The 25,475-nt window shown below is 69.2% G+C and carries 21 protein-coding genes; 9 read left to right on the forward strand and 12 right to left on the reverse strand.

Annotated features, from left to right (window positions below; genetic code table 11):
• The 3 genes from ABZ297_RS17150 to ABZ297_RS17160 form a co-directional block, all read right to left on the reverse strand.
• Positions 1-2,902: nitrate- and nitrite sensing domain-containing protein (locus tag ABZ297_RS17150; RefSeq protein ID WP_355346327.1), on the reverse strand; the 2,902-nt coding region annotated here is incomplete at its 3' end.
• Between the two features lie 175 nt (positions 2,903-3,077).
• A complete protein-coding gene (locus tag ABZ297_RS17155) occupies positions 3,078-4,475 on the reverse strand; it encodes an aminobutyraldehyde dehydrogenase (RefSeq protein WP_355346330.1) in 1,398 nt (465 codons plus the stop codon).
• A 30-nt stretch (positions 4,476-4,505) separates the two neighbouring features.
• Positions 4,506-5,756, reverse strand: coding sequence for a nucleotide disphospho-sugar-binding domain-containing protein (locus ABZ297_RS17160; protein WP_355346333.1), 1,251 nt, complete (start codon positions 5,754-5,756; stop codon positions 4,506-4,508).
• A gap of 142 nt (positions 5,757-5,898) precedes the next feature.
• Here ABZ297_RS17160 and ABZ297_RS17165 point away from each other — a divergent pair, with 142 nt between their 5' ends.
• Complete coding sequence (locus ABZ297_RS17165) at positions 5,899-6,504, forward strand: TetR family transcriptional regulator (protein ID WP_355346336.1); 606 nt, start codon at positions 5,899-5,901, stop codon at positions 6,502-6,504.
• Here the strand turns inward: ABZ297_RS17165 and ABZ297_RS17170 are convergent.
• The 4 genes from ABZ297_RS17170 to ABZ297_RS17185 are packed head-to-tail and all read right to left on the reverse strand — an operon-like array spanning position 6,498 to position 10,364.
• The gene (locus ABZ297_RS17170; protein WP_355346339.1) at positions 6,498-7,547 is read right to left on the reverse strand and encodes an ABC transporter ATP-binding protein; all 1,050 of its coding nucleotides are present in this window, start codon (positions 7,545-7,547) and stop codon (positions 6,498-6,500) included. The genes ABZ297_RS17165 and ABZ297_RS17170 overlap by 7 nt on opposite strands.
• A complete protein-coding gene (locus tag ABZ297_RS17175; RefSeq protein ID WP_355346342.1) occupies positions 7,534-8,313 on the reverse strand; it encodes an ABC transporter permease in 780 nt (259 codons plus the stop codon). Before ABZ297_RS17175 ends, ABZ297_RS17170 begins: the two co-directional genes overlap by 14 nt.
• On the reverse strand, positions 8,306-9,220 hold the full coding sequence (locus tag ABZ297_RS17180) for an ABC transporter permease (RefSeq protein ID WP_355346345.1): 915 nt from the start codon (positions 9,218-9,220) through the stop codon (positions 8,306-8,308). The genes ABZ297_RS17175 and ABZ297_RS17180 overlap by 8 nt, the downstream gene beginning before the upstream one ends.
• Positions 9,221-9,242: 22 nt before the next feature.
• A complete protein-coding gene (locus tag ABZ297_RS17185) occupies positions 9,243-10,364 on the reverse strand; it encodes a spermidine/putrescine ABC transporter substrate-binding protein (protein WP_355346348.1) in 1,122 nt (373 codons plus the stop codon).
• 365 nt (positions 10,365-10,729) lie between these two features.
• Here ABZ297_RS17185 and ABZ297_RS17190 point away from each other — a divergent pair, with 365 nt between their 5' ends.
• Both ABZ297_RS17190 and ABZ297_RS17195 read left to right on the forward strand, forming a co-directional pair.
• Positions 10,730-11,680: a hypothetical protein gene (locus ABZ297_RS17190; protein ID WP_355346351.1), complete on the forward strand. Its 951-nt coding sequence runs from the start codon at positions 10,730-10,732 to the stop codon at positions 11,678-11,680.
• A 40-nt stretch (positions 11,681-11,720) separates the two neighbouring features.
• On the forward strand, positions 11,721-12,677 hold the full coding sequence (locus tag ABZ297_RS17195) for an SIS domain-containing protein (RefSeq protein ID WP_355346354.1): 957 nt from the start codon (positions 11,721-11,723) through the stop codon (positions 12,675-12,677).
• 3 nt (positions 12,678-12,680) lie between these two features.
• On the opposite strand, the gene ABZ297_RS17200 is transcribed toward ABZ297_RS17195, so the two are convergent.
• The 4 genes from ABZ297_RS17200 to ABZ297_RS17215 form a co-directional block, all read right to left on the reverse strand.
• Positions 12,681-13,250 carry an ATP/GTP-binding protein gene (locus tag ABZ297_RS17200; RefSeq protein ID WP_355346357.1) on the reverse strand — a complete coding sequence of 190 codons (570 nt, stop codon included), beginning with the start codon at positions 13,248-13,250 and terminating at the stop codon, positions 12,681-12,683.
• On the reverse strand, positions 13,231-13,545 hold the full coding sequence (locus ABZ297_RS17205) for a DUF742 domain-containing protein (RefSeq protein WP_355346484.1): 315 nt from the start codon (positions 13,543-13,545) through the stop codon (positions 13,231-13,233). The genes ABZ297_RS17200 and ABZ297_RS17205 overlap by 20 nt, the downstream gene beginning before the upstream one ends.
• A gap of 66 nt (positions 13,546-13,611) precedes the next feature.
• Positions 13,612-14,034 (reverse strand): roadblock/LC7 domain-containing protein, encoded by a 423-nt coding sequence (locus ABZ297_RS17210; RefSeq protein WP_350802645.1) that lies wholly within the window; start codon positions 14,032-14,034, stop codon positions 13,612-13,614.
• Entirely contained in the window at positions 14,031-16,679 is a 2,649-nt protein-coding gene (locus ABZ297_RS17215; protein ID WP_355346360.1) for a nitrate- and nitrite sensing domain-containing protein, read from the reverse strand. The genes ABZ297_RS17210 and ABZ297_RS17215 overlap by 4 nt, the downstream gene beginning before the upstream one ends.
• Positions 16,680-17,026: 347 nt before the next feature.
• Between ABZ297_RS17215 and ABZ297_RS17220 the strand changes: the two genes are divergently transcribed.
• The 6 genes from ABZ297_RS17220 to ABZ297_RS17245 all read left to right on the forward strand — a co-directional run bounded on the left by ABZ297_RS17220 (position 17,027) and on the right by ABZ297_RS17245 (position 24,150).
• Positions 17,027-18,100, forward strand: a complete 1,074-nt coding sequence (locus ABZ297_RS17220; RefSeq protein WP_355346363.1) for a betaine/proline/choline family ABC transporter ATP-binding protein — start codon at positions 17,027-17,029, stop codon at positions 18,098-18,100.
• A complete protein-coding gene (locus tag ABZ297_RS17225; RefSeq protein ID WP_355346366.1) occupies positions 18,097-20,010 on the forward strand; it encodes an ABC transporter permease subunit in 1,914 nt (637 codons plus the stop codon). The genes ABZ297_RS17220 and ABZ297_RS17225 overlap by 4 nt, the downstream gene beginning before the upstream one ends.
• Positions 20,007-20,978, forward strand: a complete 972-nt coding sequence (locus tag ABZ297_RS17230) for an ABC transporter substrate-binding protein (protein WP_355346369.1) — start codon at positions 20,007-20,009, stop codon at positions 20,976-20,978. The genes ABZ297_RS17225 and ABZ297_RS17230 overlap by 4 nt, the downstream gene beginning before the upstream one ends.
• An 82-nt stretch (positions 20,979-21,060) precedes the next feature.
• On the forward strand, positions 21,061-21,996 hold the full coding sequence (locus ABZ297_RS17235) for an ABC transporter substrate-binding protein (RefSeq protein ID WP_355346372.1): 936 nt from the start codon (positions 21,061-21,063) through the stop codon (positions 21,994-21,996).
• Positions 21,972-23,621 carry a choline dehydrogenase gene (betA, locus tag ABZ297_RS17240; protein ID WP_355346375.1) on the forward strand — a complete coding sequence of 550 codons (1,650 nt, stop codon included), beginning with the start codon at positions 21,972-21,974 and terminating at the stop codon, positions 23,619-23,621. The genes ABZ297_RS17235 and betA overlap by 25 nt, the downstream gene beginning before the upstream one ends.
• 79 nt (positions 23,622-23,700) lie before the next feature.
• Entirely contained in the window at positions 23,701-24,150 is a 450-nt protein-coding gene (locus ABZ297_RS17245) for a transcriptional regulator (protein WP_355346378.1), read from the forward strand.
• A gap of 29 nt (positions 24,151-24,179) precedes the next feature.
• Here ABZ297_RS17245 and ABZ297_RS17250 read toward each other — a convergent pair whose 3' ends face one another.
• The gene (locus ABZ297_RS17250) at positions 24,180-25,433 is read right to left on the reverse strand and encodes an ATP-binding protein (RefSeq protein WP_355346381.1); all 1,254 of its coding nucleotides are present in this window, start codon (positions 25,431-25,433) and stop codon (positions 24,180-24,182) included.
• Between the last annotated feature and the right edge of the window lie 42 nt (positions 25,434-25,475).

Consider the following 25,475-nt stretch of genomic DNA (forward strand, 5'->3'; position numbering starts at 1 on the left):
CCGCCTGCCAGCCGCTGTCGGCGGGCGACGACCACGACGCGCCCGCGCCCGACTGCCCGGGCCTGCGCTGCGGCAACGCCGGTCGCTGCGCAGGCGCGGCCGACGCCTCCGGCGGCGCGGAAGCCTCGGGCACCGCTTCCGGCTCCGGTTCGGGACGCGGCCTGAGCTCCTCCGGGTCGGGCCGGCGGAACCAGTCGGAGCCGACCGAGGAGAAGATCGGCAGGAACTCGTCGCTCTGGTCCTCCATCGGCGAGCTGCGCACCACGGGGAGCGGGCCGGTCAGGTCCTGCGAGGAGTAGTCGCCGGGACCGAACGGGCTGTACGTGGAGTTCCCGTTCTGCTGCGGCTCCGCCGCGGGCCTGGACAGATCGCCGAACGACGGCCAGCGCGGCTCCTCGCCCGCGAACGGCGACCTGCGAGGCTCCTCACCGAACGCCGGACGCGGCTGGTCCTCGCCGAACACCGGACGGGCCTGGTCCTCGCCGAAGGCGGGACGGGCCTGGTCCTCGCCGAAGGCGGGACGGTGGAGGTCGCCGAAGGACGGCCAGCGCGGCTCCTCCTTCATCGGAGGCGGCTCGGTCGCGAAGGACGGCCAGCGCGGCTCGTCCAGCGGAGGCGGCTGCTCGGCGAACGACGGCCACCTGGGCTCGTCCTGCTGCCTGGGCGGCTCGTCCGCGAACGACGACCAGCTCGGCTCCTCCTGCTGCGCAGGCGAGTCGCCGAACGACCAGCCCGCGGTTCCCGGGGCGGGCAGCGTGCCCGGCCACTGGGTGTCGACGGGCACGTCGTCATGGCTGCGGATGTCCGGCGTGTCGACGGCGGGCGGCGCGGCGAAGACGCCGGAGTTGTTCTGCGCCGGCTGGTCGAACAGGCTGCTCGGGTCGAACGTGGTGAACGCGTCGTACTGGCTGCGCTGCTGCGGCACGTCCGGCTGCGAGCCGGCGATCAGCATGTCGGGCAGCACGACCAGGGCGCTCAGGCCGCCGGTCTCGCGCATCCCGAGCTGCACCCTGACACCGTGGCGCAGCGCCAGACGGCCGACCACGAACAGGCCCATGCGGCGCGAGACGGCCACGTCCACCACGGGCGGGTTCGCCAGCCGCCAGTTGGCCTCGGCGAGTTCCTCCGGGCCCATGCCGATGCCCAGGTCGTTGATCGACACCAGCACCCCGCCCTCGGTGGGCGAGCTGCTGACCTGCACCTTGCTCTCGCGCGGCGAGAAGGAGATGGCGTTCTCGATCAGCTCGGCGAGCAGGTGCACGGCGTCGGTGACGGCGGGGCCGACGATCGAGATGCTCGACGGGATCTGGATCTGGACCCGCTCGTAGTTCTCGACCTCCGACAGCGAGGCGCGGGCGATGTCGACCAGCGGCACCGGCTCGCTCCACTTGCGCGCGGCCTCCTGGCCGGCGAGGACCAGCAGGTTCTCGCTGTTGCGGCGCATGCGGGTGGCCAGGTGGTCGAGGCGGAACAGGTTGGCGAGCCGGTCCTCGTCCTCCTCGCCCTGCTCCAGACCCTCGATCAGCTGCAGCTGCCGTTCGACCAGAGTCTGGCTGCGGCGGGAGAGGTTGACGAACATCGAGTTGACGTTGGTGCGCAGCTTGGCCTCGTCGCCGGCCAGCCTGATCGCCTCGCGGTGGACCTCGTCGAAGGCCCGGGCCACTTCCCCGATCTCGTCGCGGGTGTTGATGCCGATCGAGGGGACGTCCGGCACCTGGGCGCCGTCTCCGGACTCGCGCAGCACACGGACCGTCTCGGGCAGCCGGCTGGTGGCCACCTGGAGCGCCTCGGCCCGCAGCCTGCGCAGCGGGCGGACCAGCGAGCCGGCGACCCGCGTGGTGAACACCAGGACGAGGAGCAGCAGGACCAGGATGGTGGCGCCGGAGATGATGGCGTTGCGCTGCTCGGTGTCGCTCAGCTCACGCGTCGCGGCCACGACGCCGGTGGCCAGGCCGTCCTCGACCTTGCGCATCACGTTGGTGGTCTGCGAGGTGCTGTCGAACCAGACGTTGATGTCGCGGCCCGGCGTGGTGATGTCCAGGTCCCTGATGCGGTGGTACTCACGCTGCTGGGCCAGGGCGCGCTGGCGCATGGCGTCGGCGCGGTCGATCTCCGGGCCCCTGACGGCGTTGCGGTAGGCCTTGAGGTCCGCGGCGGAGGCCTCCTGGATGAAGACGTCCTGCTCGGCCTGCTGCCTGTTCCACGAGCCGAGGAAGTCCGACAGGTCGTCGTAGTCGAGGTCGCGCTCGATCAGGGCGACGATCAGGATGACCTGCTGGCGCGAGACCTCTTCCTTGGCCCGCTGGAGCGCGACGAGTGCGGCCACGTCGCCCTGGAGGCGGTCGTCGCTGACGCCGGCGCCCAGGTCCTTCTGCAGGCCCGCGAGGACCTCGATCATCGTCGAGTAGGTGCGGATGGAGGCTCGGGGCGGCACGCTCGGGCCCGAGGTCGAATCACGCAGGCCGTCGAGGCCGTTCAGCCAGCGCCGCATGTTGTCGACGCTCTCGCGCACTCGGCTGGAGTGGGAGGCGTCAATGAAGGCGGCCGAGTCGAGCACCCGCTTCTTGGCGCTGTTGACGGCCTCGCGCTGGGTGCGGAGCGGGCCCATGCGGGCGCTTCGCCGGTTGTCGGCCAGGAACCACGCGGTGAGCGTGCGCTCCTTGCCGAGCTCGTGTGACAGCGCGCCGACGCGCTGGACCAGTTCGGCCACCTGGGTGAGCCGCCGGTACTCGGCGCTGGTGCCGATCGCGTTGGCCAACTGGACACCGGCGAGCAGCACACCCACGACGGTGGGGATCAGGATCAGCGCCACCAGCCTGGAGCGCACACGCCAGTTGCCCAGCCGGAACAGTCCGCCTGTGTACTCCCCCGACCTGGTATGCCTGGGGTTTTCCGTCCTCACTGAGTCTCGCAACCTCTCGCCGGTACGTGCTCGAAAAAATCTGACACGCTTGGGGCGCATGGGATTCTGTCGGGCTGGGTAATTGGAACACAACCCGTACCAGATCGGCCAACCGGACATACCCCATCAAATGCGACCAATGTGCCATGGTTGCCGCATTTCGCCGCGCGTAATTTCAGGCTGGCCGGAAAGAGTCCCGCTCCGCCGGCGCCGCGTGCTTGACCATCAGATGCCGGGTGACCGAGTACTCCTGCACCGCTTCCTGGCTCATGTCCTTGCCGAACCCGCTGCCCTTGACGCCGCCGTGCGGGGCCTCGCTGGCGATGGGCAGGTGGTCGTTCACCCAGGTCACGCCCACATCCAGGCGGTGTGAGACGCGTATCGCCCTGGCCACGTCACGCGACCAGACCGAGGACGCCAGCCCGTAGCGCGTGTCGTTGGCGAGCCGGACGGCCTCGTCCTCGCCGTCGAACGGCAAGGCCACCAGGACCGGTCCGAAAAGTTCACCTTGGACGATCTCGCTGCCCTGTGCGACATCCGCCACCAGTGTCGGCGGGTAGAAGAAGCCCGGCCCGTCGAGCGGCGCGCCACCGTGCACCACACGCCCGCCCGAGCGGGAGACGAAGCCGTGCACCCGGTCGCGGTGCGCGGCCGAGATCAGCGGGCCGATGTCGGTGGACGGGTCCCACGGGTCGCCGACGGTGATGCCGACGAGCGTCTGCCTGATCGCCTCCACCGCCTCGTCGTACACCTGACGGGCCACGTAGACCCGGGTGGCGGCGGTGCAGTCCTGGCCGGTGTTGTAGGTGGCGCCCATGGCGACGCCGTGGGCCATCTCCGCCAGGTCGGCGTCCTCGAAGACCAGCGCCGGAGCCTTGCCGCCCAGCTCAAGGTGGACGCGCTTGAGCGTCTTGGCCGCGCCCGTCATCACGGCCCTGCCGGTCTCCGTCGAACCCGTGACGCTGACCATGTCCACGCCCGGGTCGGTGACCAGCGCCTCGCCCACCTCGGCGTCGCCCGTGACGGCCTGCACCAGCCCGGCCGGGGCGCCCGCCTTGGCGAACAGCTCCGCCAGCCGGAGCGTGGTGCGCGGCGTCTGCGGCGCCGGCTTGATGACCACCGCGTTGCCCGCGGCCACCGCCGGGCCGACCTTCCAGACGGCCATGACGAACGGGAAGTTCCACGGCGCGATCGACCCCACCACACCGACCGGGCGGCGCAGCATGACCGAGGTGTAGCCACGGCTGAACACCCCGGCTCCCGAGCCCTCCAGCGAGCGCGCGGCACCCGCGAAGAAGCGCAGGTTGTCGACGGCGAAGGGCAGCTCGCCGTCCCTGAAGACGGCGGCGGGCTTGCCCGTCTCCTCGACCTCCAGCCGGGTCAGCTCCTCGGCGTCGGCCTCGACCAGGTCGGCCAGCCGCAGCAGCAGCCGGGCCCGCTCGGCGGGCGTGGTCTCCGACCACTCGGCGAACGCCTCGCGCGCCTTCTGCACGACCGGCTCCACGGCCGCGACCGGGGTGTCGGGGATTTCGGCGCACGGAAGGCCGGTGGCGGGGTTGATCACTACACGCATGGGGTTCTTTCCTAGGGTCGGCCCCGGCTCCTACTGGCCGAGCTGCTCGATCAGGTCGGCGGCCTTGCGCAGGCCGTCGCGGCGGCGGATCTCCTCGCCCGCGGCGGCCAACCGGGAGCGCATCTCGGCGTCGCCGAGCAGGCGGTCAAGCGCCCCCGTCAGCTCCTCGTCCGTGAAGCCGTAGGTCGAGAGTCTGACGCCATAGCCCAGCTCGTCCACCCGCTGGGCGTTGTCGTACTGGTCCCAGAAGAGCGGCAGCAGGATCATCGGCTTGCCGAAGTGCGCCGCCTCCGTGGTGGTGTTGTTGCCTCCGTGCGTGATGACCAGGTCACACATCGGAATGATCTTGGTCTGCGGGAGGAACTCGGCGCCCCACATGTTGTCGGCCAGCTTGATCTCCTCGTGCAGCGGGCCCTTGGAGACGATGTACTGGTGCGGGGTGCCGGCGAGCACGTCGATCACCCGCTGCATCAGCTCCACGTCCGACGAGCCGAGCGAGCCGAGGGAGAAGTAGACCAGCGCGCCCTCGCCGCGGGTGAACGGCAGCTCGAACGGCTCCTCGGTCTCGCGCACCGACGAGTCGAGCCGGTGCCAGCTCTCGCCCAGCGGGCGGGCGTCGGTGTAGTCGAGGATCTCCGGGTACACGTAGAGGTTCAGGTCGCCCTCGTGGATGAAGTCGAGGTCGGGCAGCGGCTCGGCGCCCTGCTCGACGCACCACTCGTTGAAGGCGCTCCACAGCTCGCGGTGGGTGCGCTCGTACTCGGCGCGGAAGTCCGCCCACTCGCCGCGGTGGTCGGCGGGCAGCCCGGAGAAGACCGGCGCGACGTTCTCGCCGCGCACCTCCAGCGGGTTGCAGGAGACGATGCGGACGAACTTCTTGCCCGCCGTGAGCAGCGCCGGGAACGTGATCACGTTGTCCTCGACGATGACGTCGGGCTGGACCCGCTCGATGATCTCCTTGAGCTGCGGCTCGCAGTACTTGACGCCGTCGATCAGCGACTCCCAGATCGGCTTCGTCACGGTCTCCAGCTGCTCGAGCGTGCTCTTGCGGTACTCGGGCGCGGTCTCGCGGATGAAGTCCTTCCAGAACTGGCCGGGGTCCTGCTCCTCGGCGTCCTCGGCCGGAGGGGCGAGGTCGACCAGGTCCTCCTCGAAGCCGAGCGCTTCCAGCTTGCCCTTCCACGACGCCTCCGCCGCGAAGACGACGCGGTGACCCCGGCGGCGCAGGATGTCGCCGATGCCGATGCTGTTGTTCGTCGGTCCGTAGGCGCTTTCAGGCATGAACAGGATGGTGAGAGACATCGAGCAACTCCGGGGGGACGTCAGCTTTGAAGGGGAATTCAAATACTTGTCTAGCGGGAAGGTCAACTTCAAGGCACTATGGTCACGGCTTCCTGAACGACGCACAAACAAGGTGGTGAGCATGGCCCAGCGCAAGAGCCGTACGGACCGGCGCCTCGACCTCATCGAGGCCGCACGCAGGGCCATCATCCGCCACGGCATCGACGGCGTGCAGCTCTCGCACGTGGCCGAGGAGGCCGGGCTGACCTCCGGCGCGGTGCTCTACCACTACCCCGACCTGAGCGAGCTGCTGGTCGAGGCGCAGCACTCCGGGATGGAGCGCTTCTACGAGCAGCGGCTGCGCCAGCTCTCGTCGCTCACCGACCCGGCGGAGAAGCTGGCCAAGACGATCAGGTCGGGGCTGCCGACCGGCCCGCTCGACCCCGACGTGCGGCTGCTCAACGAGCTCGGCGGGGCGGCGGGCCGCAACAGGGTGTACGGCGTGCTGCTCACGTCCCTGTACGACCGCCAGGTGTCGATGTACCAGTCGATCCTCGACACGGGGGCCGCGCTGGGGGTGTTCACGCTGCGCGGCGACTCGCTGACGATCGCGCGCAACCTGGTGGCCCTGGAGGACGCCTACGGCTACCGCATCACCGCCAGGCACCCGGTCATCGGCCCGGAAGAGGCGGCAGTGCTGATCTTCTCCTACGCGCGCACGGCGACGGGCCACGACCTCGATCATTGAGCCACCGGGAGGATGACCGCGTCCCCGGCCTCCCACTGGAGCTTGACCTGGGCCCCCGGCTGCACGGTGCTCGCCCCCTGGACGGCCACCAGCACAGGCTTGACGTGTCCTGGCACGTCGATCGACAGGTGTGAGACGCCGCCGTAGAAGCTCACGTCCAGGACGCTGCCGTCGAGGCCGTCCGAGGCCGCCGTATCGCCCAGCCTGATCTTCTCCGGGCGGACGCCCAGCAGCGCCTTGACGCCGTCCTCCAGACCCTCCAACGGGGTGCCCGGGAGCGAGCCGAAGTCCGGCGTCAGGAGGGCGTCGGCGCCGCCCGCCGTGCCCTCGAAGAGGTTGTTGGCGCCGACGAAGTCGGCCACGAACCGGGTGCGGGGCCGCTCGTACAGGGCGACGGGCTCGTCCACCTGGCGGACCTGGCCGGTGTCGAAGACCGCGATGCGGTCGGCGAGCGACATGGCCTCCTCCTGGTCGTGGGTGACGACCACGAAGGTGATGCCGACCTCGTGCTGCAGCCGCTTGAGCTCCAGCTGCATGTCGGCGCGGACCTTCTTGTCGAGCGCCGACAGCGGCTCGTCCAGCAGGAGCAGCCGGGGGCGCTTGACGATCGAGCGGGCCAGCGCGACCCGCTGTCGCTGGCCGCCGGACAGCTGCGCGGGCTTCCTGTCGCCGAGCGCCGACAGGCCCACGGTCTCCAGCACCTCGCCGACGCGCTGCTTGATCTCCTGGCGTGGCAGCTTCTCCTGCTCCAGGCCGTAGGCGACGTTCCTGGCCACGGTCATGTGCGGGAACAGCGCGTACGACTGGAACATCAGGCTGATCGGCCGCCGGTTCGGCGGGGTGGCGAGCAGGTCGTCGCCGTCGAGCGTCACCGTGCCGCTGTCGGGCGTCTCGAAGCCCGCCAGGATGCGGAGCAGGGTGGTCTTGCCGCAGCCCGAGGGGCCGAGCAGGGCGAAGAACTCGCCCTGCCCGATCTCCAGCGAGACGCCGTCGAGCGCGGTGACGTCGCCGAACCGGCGGGTGATCCCGTCAATCTTGAGCACGTGACTCCCCGATCTTGGTCATCCGCTGCCCGGCGATCACCGCCGTGAAGCTCACCAGGAGCAGGATCGCGGCCAGCGCGTTGATCTTCGGGGTCACCCCGAAACGAATCATTGAGTAGATGACGATCGGCAGCGTCTGTTCGGTGTTGCCGATCGTGAAGAAGGCGATGACGAACTCGTCCAGCGAGAGCGTGAACGCCAGCAGCGCGCCCGCCACGATGCCCGGCACGAGCTGCGGGAGCGTGATCCTCATGAAGGTGGTGACGGGGCCCGCGCCGAGGTCGCGGGAGGCCTCCTCCAGCGAGGTGTCGGCGTTCGTCAGCCTGGTGCGCACCACGGCGGCGACGAACGCCATCGAGAACAGTGCGTGCGACAGGACCACCGAGTAGAGCCCCAGCGTCAGCTTGATCATGCCGTAGAAGATCAGCAGGCCGATCGCGATCACCAGATCGGGCAGCACGGCGGGCATCAACGCGAGCGCGTCGAGCGCGCGCGACCTGGTGTGCCTGGCCAGGCCGACCGCCAGCAGCGTGCCGAGCACGGTCGCGATCACCGTCGAGCCGGCCGCCACGATCAGCGTGTTGACCAGGCCGTCCCAGACGCGCTCGTCCTGGGCCAGTTCGCCGTACCACTTGAGGCTGAACCCCTCGTAGGTGTACGCCGACTTGCCGGAGTTGAACGACATCACGACCAGCACCGCGATCGGCAGGTACAGGAAGACGTACGTCAGCCAGAACGGGATCTGGAGCAGTTTGAACCTACGCACGACGGGCCGCCCATGCCTGCACGACGAGCAGCACGATCAGCACCGCCACGAGCGCCAGCGCCAGCGTGGAGCCGAACGGCCAGTCGCGCGCCTTGAGGAACTCGGTGCGGATCAGGTTGCCCACCATCACCGTCTTGCCTCCGCCGAGCATCTCCGGGATGACGAAGTTGCCGAAGCTGGGCACGAACACGAACAGGCAGCCGGTCAGCACGCCCGGTACGGTCAGCGGCAGCGTCACCTTGCGGAACGTGGTGAACGCCGAGGCGCCCAGGTTCGCGGACGCCTCGCGCAGCTGCGGGTCGAGCTTCTCGATCGTCGCGTACAGCGGCAGCACCATCAGCGGCAGGTAGGAGTAGAGCAGGCCGGTGACGATGGTCCCCTGGTTGTACAGCAGCTCGAACGGGCCCAGGCCCAACGCCTTGAGCCCGGAGTTCACCAGGCCGGGCCCGCTGAGCAGGATGATCCAGGCGTAGACGCGGATGATGAAGTTCGTCCAGAACGGCAGCACGATCGCGATCAGCGCGATCGTCTTCCACTTCTGCGGCAGCTGGGCGATCAGGTAGGCCGTCGGGTAGCCGAGCAGCAGCGCGATCAGCGTGGTGAGACCGGCGATCTTCAGCGAGCTGCCGACGACGTCCAGGTAGAGCGGGTCGAACAGACGGGTGAAGTTCTCGGTGGTGAACTCGTAGACGACGCCACCGAAACGTCCGCGCTGGAAGACCGTGTAGCTGAACACCAGCGCCAGCGGCACCAGCAGCAGCACGATCAGGTATGTCAGGCCGGGCGCCAGGAAGGTGACCGCGGCGAGGGGGCCTCCAGGCCGGCCCGCCTTCCGGCCACGCTTCCCGCGCGCGGGCCGGGCGTCCCCCGAGGGGGACGCCGGCCTGGCCTCGGTTTCTGCCTTCACTGCAATACTTCTACTTCTACTTCTACTTCGCCCCGACCTCGGTCTGGAGGCGGGTGAACTTCGTGGACGCCTGCCCCAGGTCGATGATCGACTCACCGTTGAGCAACTCGGCCGGCTTGATCCCCAGCAGCGAACCCTTGGCGATCTTCACCTGGTCCATGGCCGCCTTGTTCGGGACCTTGTAGTTGATGTTCTCGGCCGCCCAGCTGTGGATCGCGGGGTCGAGGATGTAGTTGATCAGGGCGTGCGCCGCCTCCTTGTTCTTGGAGGACTTCATGATCACCATGGTGTCCACCCAGAGGTCGCTGCCCTCCTTCGGCACCACGAACTTGATGTTCTGCTTCTCGTCGGTGGTGGGGCACCAGCCGTCCCACGCCTCGACCATCATGGCCTCGCCCAACTTCAGCTTGTCGCCGAAGGTGGTGTCGTCGTAGCCGAGCAGGTGCGGCTTGGCGTCCATCAGGAGCTGCTTGGCCTTGGCGATCTCGTCGTCCTTGTCGGTGTTGACCGAGTAGCCGAGCGACTTGAGCGCGGGCAGGGCCAGCCAGCGCTCCGTGGTCATCATCGTGACCTTCTTCTCGGCCCAGGAGGGCGGCTTGAGGATGTCGTTCCAGCTCGTCGGCGGCGACTTCACCAGATCGCTGCGGTAGCAGATGCCGGTCGTACCCCAGGTGTAGGGGACGGAGTACTTGTTGCCCTTGTCGTAGGAGAGCTGGGTGGCCTCGGGGTAGAGATTGGCCAGGTTGGGGATCAGCTCGGGGTGGATCGGCTCCAGCAGGCCCTGCGCGTTCAGCGCCTGCGCGTACTGGCCCGACACGAACGCCACGTCGATGCCGCTGTCGCCGTTGGCGGTCAGCTTGGTCATCGCCTCTTCGTTGGTGCCGTGCAGAGCGATCTTCATGTCGGAGACCTTGAGCTTCTCCTTGACCTTCTCCGGAAGCTCCTTGGGCGTGTACCCATCCCACACCGTGATGCTCAGCGACTGCTTCGACAGGTCGGCGTTCGGGTTGAGCTGGTCAGCCGTCGCCTGGGGCGCGGTCTCCGCGCTGTTCGACGACTCACCGCCGCACGCCGCTGCGGCGAGCGCGAGGCCGGCCACCGCGACGACGGCCGGCAGACGACGGGTGATCCGGGTACGGAACACGTCCGCTACTCCTTCTGAATTGCGATGGACGAGGGGGCGCGATCAACCGTGCACGGCAGACCAGACCAGGAGTGTTGCAGCAGAAATCAACATGGGCAAGACTTTTCCGGACATTGTCACCAGGAAGTTTGATCACAGTGTTGAATCCGGATTCAATATGGACGCGGCTGACCTCTCTCGGTGAGAACCCCCTCACCGCCCGGGATCGCGGGCTCACCACCGCGCTCCTCGCCGGCCTGGCACGTTCCGACACCGAGGTGCCGCCGCCGTTCGCCGTCCACCGGTTCCGTGCCCTGCCAACCTTCTCGTACGAAGGTCGCGAACTCCACACTGGGGCCCCCGATGAACGAGATTTCGGTGAACACGTGGACCAGACGAACTACTCGGTCGTGGTGGGCGAGCAGGTGGTGGTCAAATGGCTCACGCCGCCGGTGGCGATGCCGCATCCGGCCCCGGAAATCCTCGCCCATCTCGTTGAGGTCGGCTTCAACGACACCGCTCCGCCGTACGCCGCCCTCACCTGCGTGGACGGAGATCAGGAGAACCTCCTGGCGCTCGCCACGGGCTACCTCCCCGGCGCCAGGGACGGCTGGGAGTGGTGCGTGGACGAGGCGGAGGCCGCCCGCACCGCCTTCGCCGCCGACCTCGGCCGCCTCGCCGCCGACCTTCACCTCGCCCTGTCCACCCTGCGCCCCTCTACGTGCACAGCGGTGGGCACAGTGGCGGGCACAGAAGAGGGCACAGCGGCGGGCGACGTCGCCGATCGGGCGGCGCGGGCCGTTGACGAGGCGCTGACCCTCACCGACGGCGAGGACGGCCGGTGGCTGGCGGCGAAGGCCGCGGAGCTGAGGCGCGGGCTGGCCCCGCTACGGGACGGCGTCACCACTCCCCTCATCCGCATCCACGGCGACCTGCACGTGGGCCAGATCCTCCAGTGGCGCGACGGCTACGCCGTGATCGACTTCGACGGCAACCCGACCGTCACCGACGCCGAGCCGTACCAGCCGGCCGCCCGGGACGTGGCCCAGCTCACCACGAGCCTGGAGCACGTCGCGCAGGTGGCCGTCAAGCGGCGAGGCGTCCCGGCGGACCGGGCCGCCGCCTGGGCGCGGGAGGCACGCGCGGCGACGCTGGACGCCTACCGGGCACGGCTGGCCGAGCGCGGCAGGCCGGAGTTGCTGGACGAGTCGCTGCTGCGCCCGTTCGAGATCGAGCAGGAGTGCCGCGAGCTGATCTACGCGGCCCGCCACCTGCCCCGCTGGCGTTACGCCCCGATGGGCGTCCTGCGCGCCTGGTACCAGGACGACACCCGATGACCCCCGCCCGCTACCAGGCCGGACATCAAGAGGAGACCCCATGAACCCCGAGCTCTACCTGGCCGATCTGGAGGCCAAGCCCGCCGCCCTGGCCGCACTGGCCGACGCGCTGGACACGGCCGACCCGTTCGACGCGCTCCCGGAGGGCGTCCGCCGGGTGCTCTTCCTCGGCATGGGCAGCTCGCGTTACGCCGCGGGGGTGGCCGCGCTGCGGCTGCGGGCCGCGGGCGTGGACGCGTACGCCGAGTACGCCTCCGCCCCGGCGACCTTCCCGCCGGGGCCGGAGACGCTGGTCGTGCCCATCTCGGCGACCGGCGGCAGCCGGGAGACGCTGGACGCCGTGGCGCGCTACACGGGCCGTGAGTCGTTCGTGGCCGCGCTCACCAACGCCCCCGACTCACCGATCGCGCAGGACGCCGACCTGGTGGTCCCGATGCTCGCGGGCCAGGAACGCGGCGGCGTGGCCTGCCGGACGTTCCAGCACACGCTCGCCCTCCTGCTCGCGCTGGAGTCGCGCCTGACGGGTTCCGGGCGCGACGTGGCCGCCCTGGTGCGGCGCAGCGCCGAGGCCACCGCCGACCTCCTCGACCGCCGGGACGACTGGCTCCCGACGGCCCTGGAACTGCTCGACGGCCCGCACGGCGTCTACGCGATCGCCCCCGCCGAGCGCCTGTCGTCGGCCCAGCAGTCGGCCCTGATGTTCCGCGAGGGCCCGCGCCGCCCGGCCGACGCCTGCGAGGCGGGCGACTGGTCGCACGTGGACGTCTACCTCACCAAGACCCTCGACTACCGGGCCATCCTCTACCCCGGCTCCCGCTACGACGAGCAGGCCATGGACTGGGTCCGTCAGCGCGGCTCGACCGTCCTGACCGTGGGCGCGGACGTCAAGGACGCCGCCGCCGCGGTCCACTACCGGCACGAGGAGGACGCCGACGTGGCCCTGCTGACGGAGACGCTGGTGGCGGAGCTGGTGGCCGCCCACTGGTGGAGCCGGTAACCCTCAGGGGTGTGTCCTGACCATGAGGGCGTGCTCGACCAGCGAGATGAGCGTGCCCTTGACGGCCTCACGGACGCGGGCGTCCGTGCGGACGATCGGGACGTGCGGCGAGAGCGTGAGCGCATCCCGCACGTCGTCCTCGGCGTGCGGGAACTGCCCGTCCCACCCGTTGAGCCCGACGACGAACGGCAGCTTGGCGTTCTCGAAGTAGTCGACGGCGGGGAAGCTGTCGGCCAGCCGCCGCGAGTCGACCAACACGACCGCGCCGACGGCCCCGCGCACCAGGTCGTCCCACATGAACCAGAACCGGTGCTGGCCGGGGGTGCCGAACAGGTACAGGATCAGGTCGTGGTCGAGGGAGAGGCGGCCGAAGTCCATGGCCACGGTGGTGGTGGTCTTGCCCGGCGTGCGTGCCAGGTCGTCGATGCCGGCCGAGGCGTCCGTCATCAGCGCCTCGGTGGTCAGCGGCATGATCTCCGACACCGAGCCGACGAAGGTGGTCTTGCCGACGCCGAACCCGCCCGCGACAACGATCTTCGTCGAGGCGAGCCCACTAGAGCCTGCGAAGTCCACTGAGCACCCTTTCGAGCAGGCTCCTGTCGGGCAGGCCCGCTTCCAGCTGCGGCTGGTAGATCCGTACCAGCCCGTCCGCCTCCATGTCCGCCACCAGCACCCGGGCCACGCCGAGCGGGATCGCGAGCAACGCGGAGATCTCCGCCACCGACCGTACCTGACGGCACAGTTCGCTTATCGCACGGTACTCCCTCGTGAACGCCGTACCCAGCTGTGCGGAGGTCGCCGAGGACACCAGCGCCTCCATGGCCAGTTCGCTCCGCGGGGCCGTGCGGCCGCCGGTGACCGCGTACATCCGGACCAGTGAGCTGCGCTCCGGCTCCGACCCGCCGTCATGCCACGATGCCAAGATCCACTCCGATCACCAGGGGCGTGCGGCCGACAGCTCCGCGCGGACGGCAGGTGTGAGCACCTGCCCCGCGCGTTCGACCAGGATCGTCATCTGATACGCCACCAAGCCCATGTCGCAGTCGGGTGCGGCCAGCACGGCGAGCGACGAACCATCACTGATGGACATCACCAGCAGCAGCCCGAGATCCATCTCGATCAGGGTCTGGGTGACTCCTCCACCCTCGAACACGCGCGCCGCGCCCTCGGTGAGGCTGACCAGCCCGGCCGCGATGGCCGCCAACTGGTCGGCGCGGTCTCGGGGAAAGCCGCGGGAGAAGGCCATCGGCAGGCCGTCCGCGGAGACGACCACCGCGTGGGCGACTCCGGGCACCTGCTCGACGAAGCCGGTGACCAGCCAGTTCACGTCCCTGGCCTCCGGGCTCAGATCCTTCACTCATCCTCCTCTAGCTCGGCGCGGCCTTTCCGCACACCCTGCTGGTAGCTGGCGAGCCTGTTACGCAGCCGGTCGGGCGAGACCGGCAGTGCCGGCGGCGGGCTCTGCTGCGGGGCGGGCGACGCGGAGCCGGGCACCAGGTTCGCCCTCGGCGTCCGCCTGGGCAGCCCGGAGGCCGTCGTCCCGCTGTCGGCGGGCTCGCTGACCGCCCCCGCGGCCTGCCACCCGTCGTCGGCGGGCGAGTCCCAGGAGGGCTCGCGCCGGTCCGGTGTCGGCGCGGCCTTGGTGAACCAGCTGCTCGACTCGACGGCCGAGTAGATGGGCAGGAACTCCTCGCCCGATGGCGAGGGCTGCGGCGGTTCGGGTGCGGGCGGCGGCGTCTCCACCGAGTGGGTGCGCTGGGAGACGAACCAGGACGACGGCTCGGGCGGCGGCGCCGTGTCGTAGGCCGAGCCGTTGGCCGACTCGTAAGCCGACTCGTGGGCCGGCTCTGTGGACGGGAAGACGGGCCTGTCGAAGGACGGCTCGGGCGCGCGGGCGCCCCTGTCGAACGGCGACTCGGCCAGAGAGTCGAACGGGCTGCCGAAGGAGTTGTCGAACGAGGGGTGACCGTACCCGGGCATGGACGGTGTGGCCTGCATCGGCACCGAGGGGAACGGCGCCGGGTCCGGCAGCGCGCCGGGCACCGGCGTCAGCAGCGTCTCCGGCACCAGCACCATGGCGGCCAGCCCGCCGACGTCCTGCCGGCGCAGCTGCACCCTGATGTTGTGCCGCAGCGCGAGGCGGCCGACCACGAACAGGCCCATGCGGCGGGAGACCGACACGTCCACGACGGGCGGGTTGGCCAGCCGCCAGTTGGCCTGGGTCAGCTCCTCCGGGCCCATCCCGATGCCGTTGTCGGTGACCGACACCATCACCCCGCCGCCGTCGATGCGGCTGCTGGAGATGACGACCTTGGTGTCGCCCGAGGAGAACGAGACGGCGTTCTCGACCAGCTCGGCGAGCAGGTGGACGACGTCGCTGACGGCCTGCCCGGCGACCGCGACCTCCGACTGCACCTGGATGCTGACCCGGTCGTAGCTCTCCACCTCGCCGAGCGCGGCGCGCACGATGTCCATCAGCTCGACCGGCTCGCTCCACTTGCGTGCCGCCTCCTGGCCGGCCAGGACCAGCAGGTTCTCGCTGTTGCGGCGCATGCGGGTGGCCAGGTGGTCGAGTCTGAACAGGTCGCCCAGCCTGGTGTCGTCGCGCTCGCCGCGCTCCAGCCGCTCGATCAGGGTGAGCTGCCTTTCGACCAGCGTCTGGCTGCGTCGCGAGAGGTTGACGAACATCGCGTTGACGTTGGAGCGCAGCCGCGCCTCGTCGCCCGCCAGCCGGACCGCTTCCCGGTGCACCTCGTCGAAGGCGCGGGCGACCTCGCCGACCTCGTCCCTGGAGAAGATGCCGATGGGCGGCACCTGCGCGTTGGCGGCGCCGTCACGTGTCTCGCGCAGGTGCTGGACGAAGTCGGGCAGCCGCTTGCCCGCGATCTCCAGCGCCTCGGTGCGCAGCTTGCGCAGCGGGCGGACCAGCGACCTGGCCACCCCGGTGGTGATCAGCAGGACGGCCACCAGCAGCGCCAGCACGGCGCCCGCGACGATGTAGGCGCGCTGCTGCTCGGCCGAGCTGAGCTCCTGGCTGCGGGTGACGATCCCGGCGGCCTGGCGCCGCTCGACCTCGCGCATCGACCCGGCGACGACGTCGCTCGCCTCGAACCACTCCTTGGCGTCGTCACGCCTGCCCTTGCCCAGGTCCAGGCCGCGCAGCGGGAGCCCGGCGGTGGCCCTGATCAGCACCAGCTCGCGCAGGAACAGCATGCGGTCGGAGGACCTGCCGTTGACGGTCTCGTCGAAGAAGCGCCGCTCGCTGGAGGTGGCCTCCGCGGCGAAGCTCCTGCGCTCGTTGGTCTCCCGGGACAGCTCGCCGAGGAAGCGCTTGAGTTGTTCCTGGTCGAACCTGCCCTCGACCAGGACCGTGGTGACCAGCGCCTGCTGGAGGGAGATGCTCTCCTTGGCGTGGGCGAGCGCGTCGAGCATGCGCGACTGGCGGAACAGTTCGTCGTCCTGGCTGCCCTTGATCAGCTCGTTGTGCACGGAGAGCAGGTCGTTGATGACGGTGGTGTAGAGGTCGACGGCGGCCGAGGGCAGCAGGGCCGCGTCGAGTGCCTGCTGGCGCAGCCCGGAGAGGTCGTCGAGGCGGCTCAGCATGGTCTCGATCTGGTCGGCGGTGCGGCCCGTCACCTCGCCCAGGAGCTGCTGGGCGTTCGCGCGTACCTGCTTGACGCCCTCGTTCACCTGGTCCATCTGGCTGCGCACGCTCGACAGCATGCTGGTGGGCCGCCTCTTGGCGATGTACCAGGACGTCCTGGCGCGCTCGCCGGAGATCAGGTGGGTGAGCGCGCCGACCTGTTCGGAGAGATGGGCGAGCTTGTTGGTGCGGGCGTAGTCGGCGGCGGCGCCCGTCGAGGTGATCACCTGCACGCCGCCGAGCAGGACGGCGGCGGCGGTAGGGATCAGGATGAGGGCCACCAGCCGTGCCCGGACGCGCCAATTGCGCAGGCGCCAGTTTCCCTCGTCTGGCTGCCTCTCGCCCAACTCAGTGCTCACCGAACGCAACCTCTCGCCCGAATCGGCGTATTTGGAGGGACCTGTGGGATCCCTGAGAAATCCAGCAAGTCCGGGTAATTGGAACACATCCCAACTGAGACGGCCAATCGAACATACCGCGACAAAAGTCAAGCTATGTGACAGGAGTGAAGAGAAGCTGGCGCTCCTAACGTGGAGCCATGGGGCGAAAAATAATCCTATGACTTGATAGGTGTCCACTTATGGGCGATTGTCGCGTTCCAATGAGGTAACGCCGGAGAGGCACCCCGGTCTCTTCAAGGTCACGCCGTTGAGATTTCCGTTTACGAAGCCATATGTTGAGCCCCGCGATAGCCAAGGAGGCGAGTGTGGGGGCTTCTCCCGACAGTGCGGCCATTGACGTCGAAGGGCTGTGGAAGATCTTCGGTGCGACGGCGGAAAGGGTGCTGGGCAGCGAGGACAGGGATCTCGAACCGGCGGCGCTGAGGGAGAAGACCGGCTGCACCGCGGCCGTCAGGGACGTCAGTTTCGCCGTGCGCCCCGGCGAGGTCTTCGTGGTCATGGGGCTGTCGGGAAGCGGAAAGTCGACCCTTGTCCGCTGCCTGACCCGGCTCGTCGAACCGAGCGCGGGCGAGATCAGGATCGGCGGCGAGGACGTCGGCCGCGCCTCCCCCGCCCGCTTACGCGAGCTGCGCCGCCATCAGGTCAGCATGGTCTTCCAGCACTTCGGCCTGCTCCCGCACCGGCGGGTGATCGACAACGTCGCCTACGGGCTGGAGGTCCAGGGACTGGCCAAGGCCGCCAGGCGTGCTCGCGCCGGTGAGATCCTCTCCCTCGTCGGCCTCGACGGCCACGCCGACGCCTACCCCGACCAGCTCTCCGGCGGCATGCAGCAGCGGGTCGGCCTGGCCCGCGCGCTGGCGGTCGACCCCCAGGTGATGCTGTTCGACGAGCCGTTCAGCGCGCTCGACCCGCTGATCCGCCGCGACATGCAGGCCGAGGTGATCCGCCTGCACAGGGAAGTCGGCAAGACCATGGTGTTCATCACGCACGACCTGTCGGAGGCGCTCAAGCTGGGCGAGCGCATCGCGATCATGCGGGCGGGCTCGATCGTGCAGCTCGGCACCCCGGAGGAGCTGGTGGGCGCCCCCGCCGACGACTACGTGGCCGACTTCGTCCGCGACGTGCCGAGAAGCCACGTCCTCACGCTGCGCTGGATGTGCCGCCCGCCCGAGCCGGGCGAGTCGCTCGACGGCCCGGCACTGCCCGCGGGCACGATCATCAAGGACGCCATCGCCGTCGCGTCCGGCTCGGCCCGGCCGATCAGGGTGGTCGACGGCGACGAGCTGGTCGGTGTCGTGGACCGGGTCGACCTGCTCACCTTCCTGTCCGGGCAGGACCAGCCGGCCCACGACGTGCCCGCCGCGCGGGCCGGCGCATGAGCACCACGGCCGTCTCGACCCCGTCCAGGCTGAGGCTGCCGCGGTGGGCGGCCCCGGTGGGGGTGGCGGTCCTGCTCGCGCTGGCGTACCTGGTCTTCCGCGGGACGGGCACCCTCCCCCACGACAAGGACGCCCCGCAGTTCACCGCCATCACCGACCTGCGCGAGTGGATCGACGAGAACAGGAACTCCAGCCCGCTGTTCCTGTACTTCCTCAACTACATCAGGCTGTTCGTCGGCGGCGTCTACTCGCTCTTCCAGAGCGTCCTGTACGCGCTGGGGTGGCCGGGGCTGATCGGCGTGCTCGGCGCGCTGGCCTGGCTGGCGGGCGGCTGGCGGATCGCGCTGCTGGCCGTGGCCGGGACCGGCTCGTTCGGCGTGCTGGGGCTGTGGGAGTCGAGCGTCGACACGCTGGCGCTGGCCGCCGCGTCGGTGCTGCTGTCGCTGGCCGTCGGGATCCCGCTCGGGGTGTGGGCGGGGCTCTCGCGCCGGGCGCGCGGGGTGCTCACGCCGGTGCTCGACATCCTGCAGATCATGCCGACGTTCGCCTACCTGGCGCCGCTCGTGCTCTTCTTCCACATCGGCCCGGCCGCGGGGGCCATCGCGACGATGATCTACTCGATCCCGCCCGCGATCCGCATCACCGCGCTGGCCGTCCAGCAGGTCTCCCCTACCGCGGTCGAGGCGTCCGCGTCGCTCGGCGCCACCCGCGCGCAGACGCTGTTCAAGGTCTACCTGCCGCTCGCCAGGTCCACGATGGCGCTGGCGGTCAACCAGACGATCATGATGGCGCTGTCGATGGTGGTCATCGCCAACCTGATCTCCGCGCCGGGGCTGGGCAGCGACATCATCCGCGGGCTGTCGCGGGCGCAGGTCGGCATCATGCTGCCCGCGGGCATCGCGATCGTGGTCATGGCCGTCGTCCTCGACCGGACCATGACGGCCCTCGCCAGGCGCGACCCGCACAGCAAGCTCGGCAAGGGCCGGTTGGTAGGGGCCGCCGCGCTGGCCGTGGCCGGGCTCGCGCTGACCCCGCTGCTGCCCGCCGAGTGGCCGCAGGACTGGTCGGTCAACTTCGTGGCCGAGGTCAACGACGCCGTCCACTGGGCCGAGAGCAACTGGTACGCCGTCACCACCTTCGTCAAGGACGCCACCTCCACGGGCCTGCTCAACCCGCTGGAGGAGGTGCTCACCTCGGCCCCGTGGTGGCTGGTCGCCACCGCCATGCTGCTGCTGGCCTGGTGGGTGAGCGGCGTGCGGGCCGCACTGACGGCGCTCGGCTGCCTGCTGGCGATCGCGCTGCTCGGCACCTGGGACCACGCCATGCGGACGCTCACCACGGTGACGGTCGCGGTGCTCGTGACCCTGCTCATCGGCCTGCTGCTCGGCGTGGCGGGGGCCCGCTCGCCGAGGTACTCGGCCGTGCAGCGTCCGATACTCGACGCCGCGCAGACCATGCCGGCCTTCGTCTACCTGCTCCCCGCGCTCGCGCTGTTCGAGACCACCAGGTTCACCGCGATCTTCGCCTCGGTCATCTACGCGGTCCCGCCGGTCGTCCGCCTGGTCGAGGACGGCATCAGGGCGGTCCCCGCCACCGTGGTGGAGGCCGCCGTCTCCGCCGGGTCCACCCCGGGACAACTGCTGTGGAAGGTACAGCTCCCGATGGCGCGCCGGGCCATCCTGCTGGCCGCCAACCAGGGCATCGTGCTGACCCTGGCCATGGTGGTCGTCGGCGGGCTGGTGGGGGCGGGGGCGCTCGGCTACGACGTGGTCACCGGCTTCTCCCAGCGCACGGACTTCGGCATGGGCTTCGCCGCGGGCATCGCGACGGTCCTGCTCGGCATCATGCTCGACCGCATCACGCAGGGCGCCGACAGGCGCCCGTCCCCCCAACAAAGGAAGAACGCATGAAGATCCGCCTGCTCGCAGGCCTGCTCACGCTCGGACTCGCCGCCGCGGGGTGCGGTGGCGCCAAGATCGAAGAGTCCCCCAGCGCCGCCGCACCGCAGCAGGGCAGCGCCAGCGCCGCGAGCGCCGGCACCGTGAAGATCGCGATCAACCCGTGGGTGGGCTACGAGGCCAGCGCCAACGTCGTCGCGTACCTGTTGAAGAACGAGCTGCACTACAACGTGGAACTGCCCGAGATCAAGGAGCAGCTCTCCTGGGAGGGCTTCGAGACCGGCGACGTGGACGTCATCATCGAGAACTGGGGCCACCCGGATCTGAAGAAGACGTTCATCGACGAGAAGAAGGTCGCGCTGTCGGCCGGGTCGACGGGCAACAAGGGCATCATCGGCTGGTACGTCCCCAAGTGGATGGCCGACAAGTACCCGGACATCACCGACTACAAGAACCTGAACAAGTACGCCTCCCTGTTCAAGACCTCCGAGTCCGGCGACAAGGGCCAGATCCTCGACGGCGACCCGAGCTACGTCACCAACGACGAGGCCCTGGTCAAGAACCTCAAGCTCGACTACAAGGTGGTGACGGGCGGCAGCGAGGCGGCCCTGCTCAAGTCCGCCACGCAGGCGCAGGAGCAGAAGAAGCCACTGCTGTTCTACTTCTGGACGCCGCACTGGCTGTTCGACAAGGTCGAGCTGACCCGGGTGAACCTGCCCGCCTACACCGACGGGTGCGACGCCGACGCCAAGAAGGTCGCCTGCGACTACGCCGAGCTGGACCTGGACAAGATCGTCAGCAAGAAGTTCGCCGACACCGGCGGCAAGGCGTACGAGCTGGTCAAGAACTTCAGCTGGACCAACGAGGACCAGAACGCCGTCGCCAACGACATGACCAACAACGGGCTGACCGGCGAGCAGGCCGCCAAGAAGTGGATCGAGGCCAACACCGCCAAGTGGCAGGCGTGGATCCCCAAGTGACCCCCTGCGACCTCTCGTGACCCCTCGTGACCCCTCGTGACGGTGGCCCGGACACCCGTGGCCACCGTCGTGGAGAACTCTGATGCGAACCAAGACGCTCGCGGGGCCGCTGGTCGCGGCCCTGCTCCTGACCGCCTGCTCCAGCGAGGAGCCCACGCCTGCCGCCGGGGCGAAGGGGACGGTCAACATCGACATCCACGGCTGGCTCGGGTACGAGGCTCAGGCGGCCGTCCTGAGCTATCTGCTCGAGCACGAACTGGGGTACAAGGTCCGGACCAGGAAGATGAGGGAGGTGGATTCCTGGAAGGACTTCCAGAGCGGCAAAGTCGACGTGATCGTTGAGAACTGGGGCCACAACGATCTCAAGAAGGAGTACATCGAGGACAGGAAGGTCGCGTTGTCGGCCGGTCTCACCGGGAACAAAGGCGTGATCGGGTGGTATGTCCCTGAGTGGATGGTCCGGAAATATCCGGATATCACCGACTGGCGACGTCTGAACAAGTATGCAAGTCTCTTCCGTACCGTTAAATCGGGAAATGCCGGTCAAGTGCTCGACGGGGACCCGTCCTTCGTGACCAACGACGAGGCGCTCATCCGCAACCTCAACCTCGATTACAAGGTCGTCTACTCCGGCAGCGAGGATGCCCTCATCAAGGCGGCGGAGTCGGCGACCAAGAACCAGACGCCGCTGCTCATGTATTTCTACGAGCCGCAATGGCTGTTCACCAAGCTCAAACTCGTCAAGATCAACCTCCCGCCGTTCGCCATCGGCTGCGACGACGCCGCCGCCGAGATCGCCTGCGACTACCCGCCGTACCTGCTCGACAAGATCGTGAGCAGGTCGTTCTCGCAGAACGGCGGCAAGGCCTACGAGCTGGTACGCAACTTCACCTGGACCAACGACAACCAGAACGCGGTCGCCAGCGACATGGTCAACAAGAGGATGACCGCCGAGCAGGCCGCCAAGCGGTGGGTGGACGAGAACAAGATCGTGTGGAAGGACTGGATTCCGCGTTGAGCTTCGACTACGTCATCGTGGGCGGCGGATCGGCCGGATGCGCCCTGGCCAACCGACTGAGCGCCGACCCGTCTGTGTCGGTGCTGCTGCTGGAGGCAGGCAGGCCCGACTACCTCTGGGACGTGTTCATCCACATGCCGGCCGCGCTGATGTTCCCCATCGGCAGCCGCTTCTACGACTGGAAGTACGAGTCAGAGCCCGAGCCGCACATGGGCGGGCGGCGCATCTATCACGCCCGCGGCAAGGTCCTCGGCGGTTCGAGCAGCATCAACGGCATGATCTTCCAGCGCGGTAACCCCCTCGACTACGAGCGCTGGGCCGCGGACCCGGGCATGGAGCACTGGGACTACGCGCACTGCCTGCCGTACTTCAAGCGGATGGAGAACTGCCTGGCGGACCCGGGCTCGGCTCTCCGCGGCGACGGCGGCCCGCTCAAGCTGGAGCGCGGCCCGGCCCGCGGCCCGCTGTTCGAGGCGTTCTTCGAGGCCGTCCAGCAGGCGGGCCACCCGCTCACGGACGACGTGAACGGCCTGCGCCAGGAGGGCTTCGCCGCCTTCGACCGCAACATCCACCGCGGCAGACGGCTGAGCGCCGCGCGCGCCTACCTGCATCCGGTGCGAAACCGCCGCAACCTCACGATCAGGACGCGCGCCCTCGTGGAGAAGGTCGTCTTCGAGGGGACGCGGGCGGTCGGCGTGGTCTGCGGCGGCGAGCGGATCACGGCCGGCGAGGTGATCCTGTGCGGCGGAGCGATCAACTCGCCGCAGCTTCTGCAACTGTCGGGCGTCGGGCCCGCGCGGGTGCTCGAACCGGTCGGCGTGCCGGTGGTGCACGACCTGCCGGGCGTCGGGGAGAACCTGCAGGACCATCTGGAGGTCTACGTCCAGCACGCCTGCACCCGCCCGGTGTCGCAGCAGCCGTCGCTGGCCATGTGGCGCAGGCCGTTCATCGGCGCGCAGTGGCTGTTCCTGCGTGGCGGGCCCGGGGCGACGAACCACTTCGAGGCGGGCGGGTTCATCCGCTCGAACGACGACGTGGCCTACCCGAACCTGATGTTCCACTTCCTGCCCATCGCGGTCCGCTACGACGGCTCCGCCCCGGCGGGCGGGCACGGCTACCAGGTGCACGTCGGGCCGATGTACTCCGACGCCCGCGGCCACGTCCGGATCACCTCGGCGGACCCCAGGAAGAAGCCCGCGCTGCAGTTCAACTACCTGTCCACCGAGCAGGACCGCCGCGAGTGGGTGGAGGCGATCAGGTACGCCAGGGACATCCTGTCGCAGCCCGCGTGGGCGGACCTGGACGGCGGCGAACTCTCGCCCGGCCCTGAGGTCCGGACCGACGAGGAGATCCTGGCCTGGGTCGCGCGTGACGGGGAGACCGCGCTGCACCCGTCCTGCACCTGCAGGATGGGTGTGGACGAGATGTCGGTGGTGGACCCCGCGACCATGCGGGTGCACGGCCTGGACGGGCTGCGCGTCGTGGACGCGTCCGCCATGCCGTACGTGACGAACGGCAACATCTACGCGCCCGTGATGATGCTGGCCGAGAAGGCGGCCGACCTCATCCTCGGCAACACTCCCCTGGCTCCGGAGCCCGTCGAGTTCTACCGCCACACGCCCTGACCGGCGGTGATGATTCGCCTAGTCTAGGAGTTTCAGCCTATGCTGAAATAGCATCAGACGACGAAAGGCTGTGGCCGACATGGCACCATCGGGTGACGCCGATCGCGAGCAGTTGCTCGAATGGGTCGAGCGCGTGGCGACGTTCTGCAACGAGGCGTGGGGGCTCGCCCCGATCACCGGCCGCATCCTCGGCTGGCTGCTGATCTGCACCCCGTCCGAGCAGTCGGCGGGCGACATCGCCGACGCGATCGGGGCCAGCAGGGCGTCGCTGACGTCCAACATGCGGCTGCTGACCTCCATCGGCCTGGTCAGGCGGCACACCCGGGCCGGCGAGCGCACCGCGTACTACCGGATCGAGGACGACGCGTTCGAGAAGGTGGTGCGCCGGCGCCTGGCGGCGTTCGCCGCGTTCGGCGCCATCGCCGAGGAGGGCCTCAAGCTCGGCGTCGCCGACGAGGCCCGCACCCGGCGCATCCGCTCCGCCCAGCAGTCGATCGCCCTGCTCACGGAGCCAGGCCGAGCACACTGAGCCGCAGCACCACGCTCCCACCCGGAGCGTCACCGATCCCATAGCGCGCTGATCGGCAGCGCGGTCAGCCGATCACCGAAGGCCAGCGATCGTGCTCCGGTGTAGAGGACGAAACCATGGACGAACTGGTCGCCGAGAGAGTCCCTGAGCGTAGCCAGTCCCTTGAAGTCCTGGAGGTCGACGGCGTCCGTCGCCTTGGCCTCGACTCCGACCACCCGCCCGTTGGTCCGCTCAACAACGAGGTCGACCTCCGGCCCCTGGCTGACGCGCCAGTGACAGAGGTTCAGCCGGAACGGCGACCACGTCGCCTGCTTGGCCAACTCGTTGACGATGAACGTCTCAACGAGCGCACCGCGCGCGGGTGCCACACGGGCGGCCAGCCCTTCGGCGTCGACCGACAGCAGATGGGCTGCGAGTCCGGTGTCCGTGACGTGCAACTTAGGACGTCGTACGGCGCGGGCGTTCAGGTTGCGTGACCAGGCAGGCAGCAACCTCACCAGGAAGACTGTCTCCAGCAACCCCAAATAGCGATTGACCGTGGTGCGGTGAAGGCCGAGGTCGCTCGCGGTCTTGACGACGTTCATCTCCTGCCCGGTAGAGGCGGCGGCGAGCCTCAACAGCGATCGCAGGCTGCTGGGCTCGTCGATCTTCGCCATCTCGCGGATGTCAGTGTCGATGACCGATTGCACGTACGCGCTGTGCCACTCGGCGCGGGCCAGTTCGGAACGCATCGTCATGGTCTCGGGATAGAAACCCCTGACAATGACGTCGAAATAGTCGGCCCGACCGTAGCCACTCCGGCTGACCGTCCTGAAGGACTCGGGGTCCTCGAACGCTCTGGTCAGGAAGGAGGTGCTCCCCCCGGCAAGCTCCTGCTGGGCGAACGGCCAGACTTCCAGCACGCCCGCCCTTCCCGCCAGCGACTCGCTGAGCGACGGGGTCGTCAGGAACCTGGTCGAACCAGCGAGAATGAACTGCCCACGCCCAGACGAACGATCAACTGTTGACTTGATCGCCAGTACCAGGTCGTCGCCGCCCCGCTGTATCTCGTCGATCATCAAGGGCTTCGCGCCGTCAGCGACGAAGCTCTCCGGGTCAGCCTGGGCGGCCGCTCGCAGCGCGCCATCGTCCAAGGTCAGGTACGTGCCGCCCCGACACGCGTTCAGTTGCTGGAGCAAGGTGGTCTTGCCCGACTGACGCGGACCGTTGACGATCACAACCCTGAAAGCGTCCAGGAACTCCACGGCATGTCCAGCGATACGTCGCGGAACCAGGTCAGCCATTGCGCCTCCTACCTGCGGAATCGACATTCTACAGGCAGCTGA

This window comes from Nonomuraea sp. NPDC005983 (assembly GCF_040614375.1).
Classification (GTDB): Bacteria; Actinomycetota; Actinomycetes; order Streptosporangiales; family Streptosporangiaceae; genus Nonomuraea.

Excerpts from the sequence above, each read along its gene's own strand:
- ABZ297_RS17155 (WP_355346330.1), bottom strand. The coding sequence starts at position 4,475 with ATGCGTGTAGTGATCAACCCCGCCACCGGCCTTCCGTGCGCCGAAATC.
- ABZ297_RS17160 (WP_355346333.1), bottom strand. The coding sequence starts at position 5,756 with ATGCCTGAAAGCGCCTACGGACCGACGAACAACAGCATCGGCATCGGC.
- ABZ297_RS17165 (WP_355346336.1), top strand. The coding sequence starts at position 5,899 with ATGGCCCAGCGCAAGAGCCGTACGGACCGGCGCCTCGACCTCATCGAG.
- ABZ297_RS17195 (WP_355346354.1), top strand. The coding sequence starts at position 11,721 with ATGAACCCCGAGCTCTACCTGGCCGATCTGGAGGCCAAGCCCGCCGCC.
- ABZ297_RS17205 (WP_355346484.1), bottom strand. The coding sequence starts at position 13,545 with ATGTACGCGGTCACCGGCGGCCGCACGGCCCCGCGGAGCGAACTGGCC.
- ABZ297_RS17225 (WP_355346366.1), top strand. The coding sequence starts at position 18,097 with ATGAGCACCACGGCCGTCTCGACCCCGTCCAGGCTGAGGCTGCCGCGG.
- ABZ297_RS17230 (WP_355346369.1), top strand. The coding sequence starts at position 20,007 with ATGAAGATCCGCCTGCTCGCAGGCCTGCTCACGCTCGGACTCGCCGCC.
- ABZ297_RS17235 (WP_355346372.1), top strand. The coding sequence starts at position 21,061 with ATGCGAACCAAGACGCTCGCGGGGCCGCTGGTCGCGGCCCTGCTCCTG.
- ABZ297_RS17245 (WP_355346378.1), top strand. The coding sequence starts at position 23,701 with ATGGCACCATCGGGTGACGCCGATCGCGAGCAGTTGCTCGAATGGGTC.
- ABZ297_RS17250 (WP_355346381.1), bottom strand. The coding sequence starts at position 25,433 with ATGGCTGACCTGGTTCCGCGACGTATCGCTGGACATGCCGTGGAGTTC.